Annotated in this window: 10 protein-coding genes; 7 read left to right on the forward strand and 3 right to left on the reverse strand. The window is 56.0% G+C overall.

The window, feature by feature from the left end; translation table 11 throughout:
• Positions 1–34: 34 nt before the first annotated feature.
• From CES87_RS07590 to CES87_RS07600, 3 genes are all read right to left on the reverse strand, one after another.
• Positions 35–817 carry an HNH endonuclease gene (locus CES87_RS07590; protein ID WP_218196258.1) on the reverse strand — a complete coding sequence of 261 codons (783 nt, stop codon included), beginning with the start codon at positions 815–817 and terminating at the stop codon, positions 35–37.
• A 347-nt stretch (positions 818–1164) separates the two neighbouring features.
• Entirely contained in the window at positions 1165–2412 is a 1248-nt protein-coding gene (locus tag CES87_RS07595; RefSeq protein WP_128605641.1) for a ribonucleotide-diphosphate reductase subunit beta, read from the reverse strand.
• 538 nt (positions 2413–2950) lie between these two features.
• The gene (locus CES87_RS07600) at positions 2951–3214 is read right to left on the reverse strand and encodes a DUF2790 domain-containing protein (protein ID WP_128605642.1); all 264 of its coding nucleotides are present in this window, start codon (positions 3212–3214) and stop codon (positions 2951–2953) included.
• Positions 3215–3731: 517 nt separating this feature from the next.
• Between CES87_RS07600 and acs the strand changes: the two genes are divergently transcribed.
• The 7 genes from acs (at position 3732) to argR (ending at position 11762) form a co-directional block, all read left to right on the forward strand.
• Entirely contained in the window at positions 3732–5687 is a 1956-nt protein-coding gene (acs, locus tag CES87_RS07605) for an acetate--CoA ligase (protein ID WP_128605643.1), read from the forward strand.
• Between the two features lie 695 nt (positions 5688–6382).
• The gene (locus tag CES87_RS07610; protein WP_128605644.1) at positions 6383–7159 is read left to right on the forward strand and encodes an ABC transporter substrate-binding protein; all 777 of its coding nucleotides are present in this window, start codon (positions 6383–6385) and stop codon (positions 7157–7159) included.
• Between the two features lie 91 nt (positions 7160–7250).
• Positions 7251–7940, forward strand: a complete 690-nt coding sequence (locus CES87_RS07615; RefSeq protein ID WP_128605645.1) for an ABC transporter permease — start codon at positions 7251–7253, stop codon at positions 7938–7940.
• On the forward strand, positions 7937–8635 hold the full coding sequence (locus CES87_RS07620; protein ID WP_128605646.1) for an ABC transporter permease: 699 nt from the start codon (positions 7937–7939) through the stop codon (positions 8633–8635). The genes CES87_RS07615 and CES87_RS07620 overlap by 4 nt, the downstream gene beginning before the upstream one ends.
• Before the next feature lies 1 nt (position 8636).
• Positions 8637–9761 (forward strand): M14 family metallopeptidase, encoded by a 1125-nt coding sequence (locus CES87_RS07625; RefSeq protein WP_128605647.1) that lies wholly within the window; start codon positions 8637–8639, stop codon positions 9759–9761.
• A gap of 28 nt (positions 9762–9789) precedes the next feature.
• Positions 9790–10554 carry an ABC transporter ATP-binding protein gene (locus tag CES87_RS07630; RefSeq protein ID WP_128605648.1) on the forward strand — a complete coding sequence of 255 codons (765 nt, stop codon included), beginning with the start codon at positions 9790–9792 and terminating at the stop codon, positions 10552–10554.
• A 227-nt stretch (positions 10555–10781) separates the two neighbouring features.
• Complete coding sequence (gene argR, locus CES87_RS07635) at positions 10782–11762, forward strand: transcriptional regulator ArgR (RefSeq protein ID WP_128605649.1); 981 nt, start codon at positions 10782–10784, stop codon at positions 11760–11762.

Consider the following 11762-nt stretch of genomic DNA (forward strand, 5'->3'; position numbering starts at 1 on the left):
TCTTTCTCCCGTGTCGGCAACTAAGTTTGGGGGGTTAGTATTTATACCACGACTGGTATTTGTTGGATGTTACGGCTTCCCCGGCGTGCTTTTCAATTTGATTGCATTCTTCGCAAAGTAGTTGAATATTTGAGATGTCATTAAGACCGTGTTTGGCTAGCGGTACGATGTGATCATAATTTTCTTGATTTTCTAGATTTATTTGGCCGGATAAATCCTTGTCGCAAAGTACGCAGCGACCTCTGTCACGGTAGAAAACTGCACGGCGGACCCATTTGGGAATGGTTGCGCGTTTCAATATGCCAGGCTTTAAAAAGAGTTCTTCCAGTTCTTTGGGGACGGCTTCGTAGCTAGCTTCCCTCTGCAGAGCATTTGCCATCATAATATTGAAGATTTTGCTTAGTTCGCGATTCTGGAATAGTACATGAAACACTTCTTTTGCGATGTGCTGGATGAGTTGGTCAAAGACACCATCCTCTCGAAGTTCGTGGATGAATTCATAGACGTCATCAATATCGCTATTGATAAAGTCTTTTCCTAGCTTATTGAGGAATGCTTCGAAACTTTGATGTTTCATGTTGTGGTATTCAAGTGCGCGCTCAATTGGCAACATGCTTGGTTTCATGTGTTGCAAAAGAATAGGTAGTTCTTGAAGGTTTTCCAGTATGCTCTTCTTTCTGGCTAAGGCAGGATCGTCTGCTTGGTCGTAATAAACATCTTGAATTATAAATTCAATAAATTCGTGTAAGGCAGAGAATTTACAAAATTTTCCTACTTTAAAATAGATGCGTCCATCACCATAGAATTCATTCAGCATTCTGAGGTAATCATCGGGGTAGTAAAGGATGTTTTTTATGATATTGCAAAAATAATAGGTGTCATAAAATCTTACCTCCAGCATGTCTGTCAAACCCCCGCTTGCTTGCTGAGCAATATACTCAGGTTAAGTATTGGATATTCTAATTTGCCGTATTCGCTCTAAGCGTCTGGGTATGATGGCATTTTGCGTGTTGCGTTTCTATAGGATGGGCGTTTTCGAAGTGAGCCGCAGGTGAGTAGGTGCAAGAAAGTTATGAGGTTTGGCATAAAAAAAGCCCCGACAAAGTCGAGGCTTTTTTGAATCTTACATACTGATAGAAATCTTAAGTTGCTTGATTTCGACTATCAATCCCAGCTCAAAGCCCCACCAGTCTGATACTCAATAACCCTCGTCTCAAAGAAATTCTTCTCTTTCTTCAAGTCCATAATCTCGCTCATCCAAGGGAACGGGTTAGTGGTCCCTGGGTATTCCTCTTTCAAACCGATCTGCGACAACCGACGGTTAGCAATGAACTTCAGATAATCCTCCATCATCGCCGCATTCATACCCAACACCCCACGAGGCATGGTATCCCGTGCGTATTCAATCTCCAGCTGAGTCCCCTGCAGAATCATCTGGCTCGCTTCTTCCTTCATTTCGGCATCCCACAAATGCGGGTTTTCGATTTTGATCTGGTTGATCACGTCTATGCCGAAGTTCAGGTGCATGGATTCGTCGCGCAGGATGTATTGGAACTGCTCGGCGACGCCGGTCATTTTGTTGCGGCGGCCCATGGAGAGGATTTGGGTGAAGCCGCAGTAGAAGAAGATGCCTTCCAGAACGCAGTAGTAGGCGATCAGGTTGCGCAGCAGTTCTTTGTCGGTTTCGACGGTGCCGGTTTCGAACTTCGGATCGGAGATCGAGCGGGTGTATTTCAGGCCCCAGGTGGCTTTTTTCGCGACCGATGGGATCTCGTGGTACATGTTGAAGATTTCGCCTTCATCCATGGCCAGCGATTCGATGCAGTACTGGTAGGCGTGGGTGTGGATCGCCTCTTCGAAGGCCTGGCGCAGGATGTACTGGCGGCATTCCGGGTTGGTGATCAGGCGGTACACGGCCAGGACCAGGTTGTTGGCAACCAGGGAGTCGGCGGTGGAGAAGAAGCCGAGGTTGCGCATGACGATGCGGCGCTCGTCGTCGGTCAGGCCTTCCGGGTTTTTCCAGAGGGCGATGTCGGCGGTCATGTTGACTTCTTGCGGCATCCAGTGGTTTGCGCAGCCGTCGAGGTATTTCTGCCAGGCCCAGTCGTACTTGAATGGCACGAGTTGGTTGAGGTCGGCGCGGCAGTTGATCATGCGCTTTTCGTCAACGGCGACACGGGCGGAGGCGCCTTCGAGTTCGGCGAGGCCTTCGGCGACGTCGAGGGAGTCGAGAGCTGCCTTGGCGCGGGCGACGGCGACGGAGTCAGAGGCAGTCACGGCGCGGGCTTCCAGGGCGGCGGCACCGCCGGCGCTGTCGAGACGGTCCATATTGGCTTCGGTGGCGTGGCCGGCGTTGGCGCTCTTGGTCACTACTTCCGTGTCTTCTTTGTCGAATTCGTCCCAGCTCAGCATGACGTGTCGTCTCCTGCGTGAGGGCCAGTTTACCCGTGTGAAAATGATGGTCTGGTTTTCACACGACCGTACTGGCCGCATTGGATAGCGTTTTTTGCAGCGGTACACGCAGGCAAATAAACATAATTTTGTACGGGGTCCGAGAGCCTTTGACGGGCGCAGAAATCGATGAGGACTTCGGCGTGGGCTTCAGACTGGCTGTCATCCCTGTAAGGGAATATTGCAGGCCCGTTTAAGCCGGCATTATATGGAAATTTTTGCGGTCGTGGTGGGGCGAATCCGCGCATGGAGCGGTCGAGGAGGGAGGTTTTTCGGTTGGAGCTAGGGAATATAGGGCTTTGGCGGGTGCAGATTTTTTTTCGCAAAAATCGCTTGAAATCAGTTTTGTTCAAGAAATGATCAAAAAAAGGCTTTTTTCACTACATCTTGTGTTTCGAATCGTTTTTCGACGACTCCAGACACAACTGAGCCCGACCGAAGCCGGGCTGAAATCGACCTTCAACGTTGCGCTGAAACAGCTCGATTCGGTGCAGTCTGATCAGCCGCTGGAGCAGCCGTTACCCATGACGCTGTAGCGCAGAATGTGGCGTTGACCTTTGGAGTCGTCGTATTCCATTTTCATCGGGACAACTTCGCAAACATTGGGAGCTTCGCTCATGGAAACAACTTTGGCGATGTCCAGGTGCATTGAGTAAGTGTAATCCTCAACTGCCGGTTGTTGCTGCGCGACATCAGTCGGGACCTCGTCTGCCATGGCGGTCAAGCACAGGCTGCTGAGGGCCAGAACCAATAAAGCTTTCATCTGATTTTTACCTTCTTAAGGTCGAATGGGGTCACGCAACCTTTTTGGGGTTGCGTGTGGAACTGCATTACTTGGTTTTGGGTTAACTGCCTTCGTGGGGGCTGTATCTGGGTTAACTCAGGTTGCCGGGTTGGCGAGGCAGATTTTAGGCGTGGGGGATACGTTCATATAGATGTGCTTTTGATAAACACCTTTGACAGATCTTGTAACAATCCCTGGATAATCTCTTCTGTTGATCGTTCCAACGCGCTACGCGGGAACGATCAACCTCACTGTAGGAGCGAGCTTGCTCGCGAGAAACCGGAGGGCGCCGCAGGGTGTCAGGTTGGGCGCGTTATCGTTGACGACCATCGCGAGCAAGCTTGCTCCTACAAAAAAACGGAGAGGCGGGGGGCGGGATAGAGCTATTCAGGGCAATTTGTATGGGCTTGTTACTACCATCGTCGAATGGTTCTATAGGCGCGGCCCGGCTAAAACGAGGCTATACAAAAACAACTATTCCACCGAGGTAAGAAAGATGAGTGCGGCTTCTCTGTATCCCGTTCGTCCCGAGGTTCTGGCCAATACGCTGACTGACGAGGCGACCTACAAGGCCATGTACCAGCAGTCGGTCGTCAACCCAGACGGTTTCTGGCGCGAGCAGGCCAAGCGCCTCGACTGGATCAAGCCTTTCACCACGGTGAAGCAGACTTCCTTCGACGATCACCATGTCGACATCAAATGGTTCGCCGACGGTACCCTGAACGTTTCCTACAACTGCCTCGACCGTCATCTGGCCGAGCGCGGCGATCAAACCGCAATTATTTGGGAAGGGGATGACCCTTCCGAAAGCCGCAACATCACTTACCGCGAACTGCATGAACAAGTCTGCAAGTTCGCCAATGCGCTGCGTGGCCAGGATGTGCACCGCGGCGACGTGGTGACTATCTATATGCCGATGATCCCCGAAGCCGTGGTCGCCATGTTGGCTTGCACCCGGATCGGCGCGATTCACTCGGTGGTGTTCGGCGGTTTCTCGCCGGAAGCCTTGGCTGGCCGCATCATCGACTGCCGCTCGAAAGTGGTGATCACCGCCGACGAAGGCATTCGTGCCGGCAAGAAGATCCCGCTCAAGACCAATGTCGACGACGCGCTGACCAACCCGGAAACCAGCAGCATCCAGAAAGTCATCGTGTGCAAGCGCACCGGTGGCGACATCAAGTGGAACCAGCACCGCGACATCTGGTACGAAGATCTGATGAAGGTGGCCGGCAGCGTTTGCGCGCCGAAAGAGATGGGCGCCGAAGAAGCGCTGTTCATCCTGTACACCTCCGGTTCCACCGGCAAGCCGAAGGGCGTGCAGCACACCACGGGCGGCTATCTGTTGTACGCGGCCATGACCCATGAGCGAGTGTTCGACTACCGTCCGGGCGAAATTTTCTGGTGCACCGCCGACGTCGGCTGGGTCACCGGCCACAGTTACATCGTCTACGGCCCGCTGGCCAACGGCGCGACCACGCTGCTGTTCGAAGGCGTGCCGAACTATCCGGACATCACCCGGGTGGCGAAGATCGTCGACAAGCACAAGGTCAATATCCTCTACACCGCGCCGACCGCGATCCGCGCGATGATGGCCTCGGGCACTGCCGCTGTAGAAGGCGCCGATGGCAGCAGTCTGCGCCTGCTCGGTTCGGTGGGTGAGCCGATCAACCCGGAAGCCTGGGATTGGTACTACAAGAATGTTGGCAAGTCCCGTTGCCCGATCGTCGATACCTGGTGGCAGACCGAAACCGGCGGCAACATGATGAGCCCGCTGCCGGGCGCTCACGGCCTTAAGCCGGGTTCTGCGGCACGTCCGTTCTTCGGCGTGGTGCCGGCCCTGGTGGACAACCTGGGCAACATCATCGAAGGCGAGGCCGAGGGCAACCTGGTGATTCTCGATTCGTGGCCAGGCCAGGCACGTACGCTATATGGCGACCATGATCGCTTCGTGGATACTTACTTCAAGACCTTCCGTGGCATGTATTTCACTGGTGACGGCGCTCGTCGTGATGCCGATGGTTACTACTGGATCACCGGTCGTGTGGATGACGTACTCAACGTCTCGGGCCACCGCATGGGTACTGCCGAGATCGAAAGCGCGATGGTTGCTCACCCGAAAGTTGCTGAAGCAGCGGTGGTGGGCGTGCCGCACGACATCAAGGGGCAGGGCATTTATGTTTATGTCACTTTGAACGGTGGCGAAGAGCCGAACGAACAGCTGCGCCTGGAGTTGAAAAACTGGGTGCGCAAAGAGATTGGTCCAATTGCTTCGCCGGATGTCATCCAGTGGGCGCCGGGGCTGCCGAAGACTCGTTCGGGTAAGATCATGCGCCGGATTCTGCGCAAGATTGCGACGGCTGAATATGAGGGGTTGGGGGATATTTCCACCCTGGCCGATCCGGGTGTGGTGCAGCATTTGATTGATACGCACAAGACGATGAATGTTGCGTAAGTAGCGTTTGGAGTCATCGAAGCCCTGCCAGGTGTGAGTCTGGTGGGGTTTTTTATTGCCTGATGGTTTTGTGTTGTCTGGGTGGGCCTCTTCGCGGGCAAGCCTCGCTCCTACAGATTTGAGTCGTACGCAAATGTAGGAATCGCTCTGAATCTGTAGGAGCGAGGCTTGCCCGCGAAGGGGAACGCCCAGACACCGCATAAACAACAACCAATAATTATCGGCTTCCCTTGTAGGTGCTTTCCCACTGTTACCCATCGGTTTTCAAGTAACTGAATGTGTAACCGCTCGCGCCGATACGGGGCATTGGGAAACGCAAAGCCTCATGAGCGGGCTGAAAAAACAGCAAAGAAAAATAACACCCCACGCTACGCTTGCCGGATTAGAAGGGTTTGCCAATAATAGGCCCGCAATTTGCTACATAGATCGGTTTACCCTCTTTTGCCTTTGCATGATTTTGCAAGGCTGTCAACGTGCCCAAACGGCTTTCTCGGTGCTTCTGTAACTAGTTGTCGCATTGAAGAAATATCGGCTTCGGGCCTGTCGTTAGAATGCCGATCATTCGCTCGTCGTTGTCTGTGTTGAAATTTCGCACACGCAATGTAGGACGCAGCAACGCTTTCCGGTTCCACCCATTCGCATATTGGGCTGTCGCTCACTCTGCCGTTTTAGCCCTTTACCGATGGAGTCCCAAGATGAAGAAACTCGTGCTGCTTGGCGCCCTGGCACTGTCCGCCGTGCTGTCCATGCCATCCTTCGCCGATGAAAAACCTCTGAAAATCGGTATCGAAGCGGCTTACCCTCCGTTTGCTTCCAAAGCACCGGACGGCAGCATCGTTGGTTTCGACTACGACATCGGCAACGCCCTGTGCGAGCAGATGCAGGTCAAGTGCGTATGGGTCGAGCAAGAGTTCGACGGTCTGATCCCGGCACTCAAGGTGCGCAAGATCGACGCGATTCTGTCGTCGATGTCGATCACTGAAGATCGCAAGAAGTCCGTGGACTTCACCAACAAGTACTACAACACCCCGGCTCGCCTGGTCATGAAGGCCGGCACTCAGGTCAGCGACAACCTGACCGAGCTCAAAGGCAAGAACATCGGCGTGCAGCGTGGCTCGATCCACGAGCGTTTCGCCCGCGAAGTCCTGGCTCCGTTGGGTGCCGAGATCAAGCCGTACGGTTCGCAGAACGAAATTTATCTGGATGTGGCTGCCGGTCGCCTCGACGGTACCGTGGCAGACGCTACGCTGCTGGATGACGGTTTCCTGAAGACCGAAGCCGGTAAAGGTTTTGCCTTCGTGGGACCAGCCTTCACTGACGTCAAATACTTCGGCGACGGTGTAGGTATCGCGGTTCGCAAGGGTGACGCGCTCAAAGACAAGATCAACACCGCGATCACTGCCATCCGCGAAAACGGCAAGTACAAGCAAATCCAGGACAAGTACTTCGCCTTCGATATCTACGGCAAGTAACACGTCCAAGCGACAAGTCCAAAATGGCGCAAGCAACAGGATCTCTGAGGTTTGCGCCATTTTTTCATCCCAACTTTCGAGGACCTGAATCATGTTGAAAGGCTACGGGGCTGTCATCCTCGATGGCGTTTGGCTGACGCTTCAGCTCGCCTTGTCGTCCATGGCCCTGGCCATTGTGCTGGGCCTGATCGGCGTGGCACTGCGTCTGTCGCCGGTGCGCTGGCTGGCTTGGCTGGGCGACCTGTACTCCACGGTGATCCGCGGGATTCCCGACCTGGTGCTGATCCTGCTGATTTTCTACGGCGGCCAGGACCTGCTCAACCGCGTCGCTCCGATGCTTGGCTATGACGAATATATCGACCTGAATCCGTTGGTGGCCGGTATCGGCACCCTGGGCTTCATCTTCGGTGCGTACCTGTCGGAAACTTTCCGTGGCGCGTTCATGGCGATCCCCAAAGGCCAGGCTGAAGCCGGTATGGCTTACGGCATGAGCAGTTTCCAGGTGTTCTTCCGGGTGCTGGTGCCGCAGATGATTCGCCTGGCGATTCCGGGCTTCACCAACAACTGGCTGGTACTGACCAAGGCTACCGCGCTGATTTCGGTGGTGGGTCTGCAAGACATGATGTTCAAGGCCAAGCAGGCGGCCGACGCCACCCGTGAGCCTTTCACCTTCTTCCTGGCAGTGGCGGCGATGTACCTGGTGATCACCAGTGTTTCGTTGCTGGCATTGCGTCACCTCGAGAAGCGCTACTCGGTAGGCGTAAGGGCGGCTGAGCTATGATCTTCGACTACAACGTCATTTGGGAGGCTTTGCCGCTGTACCTCGGCGGCTTGGTGACCACCCTAAAACTGCTCGCGCTGTCGCTGTTCTTCGGCTTGCTGTGTGCGTTGCCGCTGGGCTTGATGCGCGTCTCGAAAAACGCTGTCGTCAACCTGGCGGCGTGGCTCTACACCTACGTGATCCGCGGCACACCGATGCTGGTGCAGCTGTTCTTGATCTACTACGGTCTGGCGCAATTCGAAGCGGTGCGCGAAAGCTTCCTCTGGCCGTGGCTGTCCAGCGCAACGTTCTGTGCGTGCCTGGCGTTTGCCATCAACACCAGCGCCTACACCGCCGAAATCATCGCCGGCAGCCTGCGGGCCACGCCGAACGGTGAGATCGAAGCGGCCAAGGCCATGGGCATGTCGCGCTTCAAGATGTATAAGCGGATTTTGCTGCCGTCGGCCCTGCGCCGGGCTCTGCCGCAGTACAGCAATGAAGTGATCATGATGCTGCAGACCACCAGTCTGGCGTCCATCGTGACCCTGATCGACATCACCGGTGCCGCGCGCACGGTCAACGCCCAGTTCTACCTGCCGTTCGAGGCTTACATCACGGCAGGTGTGTTCTACCTGTGCCTGACCTTCATTCTGGTGAAGCTGTTCAAACTGGCCGAGCGCCGCTGGCTGGGCTATCTGGCCCCGCGGAAGCACTGATATGGAACGCATCGATCATGTGTTGCCGTGGAGTCATCTCGGTAGCGAGCGGCAGATTTCGGTGTTCTGCTTTGGCAATAGGGAGCGCAATGGCGAGCGCAAGGCCTACATCCAGGCCAGCCTCCATGCCGATGAACTGCCGGGCATGCGCACGGCCTGGGCGCTGAAAAAACGCCTGGCCGAACTCGAAGCTCAGGGCTTGCTCAACGGCGTGATCGAACTGGTGCCGGTGGCCAATCCACTGGGCCTCGGTCAACTGTTGCAGGGCAATCATCAAGGGCGTTTCGAGGCGGGCAGTGGCAAGAACTTCAACCGGGATTTCGTCGAACTCAGTGCGCCAGTAGCCGCGCAACTCGATGGACATCTGGGCGATGACCCGCACGCCAATATCCGTCTGATCCGCCAGGCCATGAGCGATCATCTGGCGGCATTGCCAGAGCCGAGCAGTCAGTTGCAAGCCATGCAACGGGTTCTGCTCAGCCACGCCAGCACCGCCGATGTGGTGCTGGATCTGCACTGCGACGCCGAAGCAGCGCTGCACATGTACGCCTTGCCGCAGCACTGGCCGCAATGGCGTTCGCTCGCCGCGCATCTGAACGTGAAGGTCGGTCTGCTGGCGGAAGATTCCGGCGGCAGCTCCTTCGACGAAGCCTGTTCGCTGCCGTGGTTGCATCTGTCCCGCCTGTTCCCGGACGCGCAAATTCCGCTGGCGTGCCTGGCGACTACCATTGAATTGGGTGGTCAGGCCGACACCGGTCGCGCTGAGTCCGAGGCTCACGCCGAAGGCATTCTGGCATTCCTCGCTGAGCAGGGTTTGATCAGCGGCGAATGGCCCAAACCCGCACAGGACGCTTGCGAAGGCATGCCGTTCGAAGGCACCGAATTGCTGTTCGCGCCGCATCCTGGTGTGGTGAGTTTTCTGCGTAAACCCGGTGAATGGATCGAGGCCGGTGATGAGATTTTCGAAGTGATCGATCCGCTGGCGGATCGAGTCAGCACGGTGTGTGCTGGTACGTCCGGGGTGCTTTTTGCCATTGAACGGCTGCGTTATGCCCAACCCGGTTTCTGGCTGGCCAAGGTGGCGGGGCGCGAAGCGCTACGTCACGGGCGCTTGCTCAACGACTGACTGACTGCTTTTTGTGAGAACCGACCGCATGTACAAACTTGAAGTCCAAGACCTGCATAAACGCTATGGCAGTCACGAAGTGCTCAAGGGCGTGTCCCTGAAAGCGGCGGCTGGCGATGTGATCAGCATCATCGGCTCCAGTGGCTCCGGCAAAAGTACTTTCCTGCGCTGCATTAACCTGCTGGAGCAGCCGCACGCGGGCAGGATCCTGCTCAACAACGAAGAGCTGAAGCTGGTGGCGAACAAGGACGGCGGGCTCAAGGCTGCCGACCCGAAACAGCTGCAACGCATGCGTTCGCGCCTGTCGATGGTGTTCCAGCACTTCAACCTGTGGTCGCATATGACGGCCCTTGAAAACATCATGGAAGCGCCGGTCCACGTCCTCGGCATGTCCAAGGCTGAAGCCCGCGAGAAAGCCGAGCTCTACCTGAACAAAGTCGGCGTTGCACATCGCAAGGATGCCTACCCGGGTCACATGTCCGGCGGCGAACAGCAGCGCGTGGCGATTGCCCGTGCGTTGGCGATGGAGCCGGAAGTCATGCTGTTCGACGAACCGACTTCGGCCCTCGATCCGGAACTGGTTGGTGACGTGCTGAAAGTGATGCAGGCCCTGGCCCAGGAAGGCCGGACCATGGTAGTGGTGACTCACGAAATGGGCTTCGCCCGTGAAGTGTCGAACCAGTTGGTGTTCCTGCACAAAGGCGTCGTCGAAGAAAGCGGCAACCCGCGTGAAGTGCTGGTGAACCCACAATCCGAGCGTCTGCAGCAATTCCTTTCGGGTAGCCTCAAGTAATCAGAACTGCCGTTGTGCACCGGGATCGTGCATGCTTCGCAACCTGTAGGAGCTGGCTTGCCAGCGAAGGCATTTTTACATTCAACGATGATGTTGGATGGGATGGCCTCTTCGCTGGCAAGCCAGCTCCTACAGTGGATCTCTGTTGGTTTTGAGATTTGCGCTGATTTACGGGCTAGCATTGGCCCATTGCCTTCATCACTGTTTTCGTTTTCGGATTGCCCGCCATGACTGCCCATCGAATTGGTTTCCTGATTTGGCCCAGCACTAAAGCACTGACGCTTGCGCTGGCTGAGGAGGCCTTGCGTGTTGCCCAGCGTGTGCATCCGGACGTGGTCTACGAACTGTCGTTCTTGCAGGCCGAACCACCGAGCGAAAGCGCCTGGCAATTGCCCGGCGAAGCCTGGACCGGCAAGCTCGAAAATTTCCAGAGGCTGTTCCTGCTCGCCGACGAGCCGCCGACCGCTTTGGCGCCGGCGTTGAGCAGTGCGCTGAAACAACTGGTGCGTTCCGGTTGCGTGATCGGTGGCTTGTCAGCCGGTGTTTATCCGCTGGCGCAACTCGGTTTGCTCGACGGTTATCGCGCCGCCGTGCATTGGCGCTGGCAGGACGATTTCACCGAACGCTTTCCAAAAGTCATCGCCACCAGTCACCTGTTCGACTGGGATCGCGATCGCCTGACCGCGTGTGGCGGTATGTCGGTACTCGACTTGTTGTTGGCCGTGCTGGCCCGTGATCACGGTGCGGAACTGGCCGGTGCGGTGTCGGAAGAACTGGTGGTCGAGCGCATCCGCGAGGGTGGTGAACGTCAGCGCATTCCGTTGCAAAATCGTCTTGGCTCCAGCCATCCCAAGCTCACCCAAGCCGTGCTGCTGATGGAAGCCAACATTGAAGAACCGCTGACCACCGACGAAATCGCCCAGCACGTGTGCGTATCCCGTCGCCAGTTGGAGCGGATCTTCAAGCAATACCTCAACCGTGTGCCGAGCCAGTACTACCTGGAATTGCGCCTGAACAAGGCCCGGCAGATGTTGATGCAAACCAGCAAGTCGATCATCCAGATCGGCCTGTCGTGTGGCTTCTCCTCTGGGCCGCATTTCTCCAGCGCCTACCGCAACTTCTTCGGCGCCACGCCGCGGGAAGATCGCAACCAGCGGCGCAGCAGCAGTCCGTTCGAGTTGTCGTCGGTGCCACCCGAGCGCGGGTGA

It is taken from the genome of Pseudomonas sp. ERMR1:02 (assembly GCF_002277815.1).
Lineage (GTDB): Bacteria > Pseudomonadota > Gammaproteobacteria > Pseudomonadales > Pseudomonadaceae > Aquipseudomonas.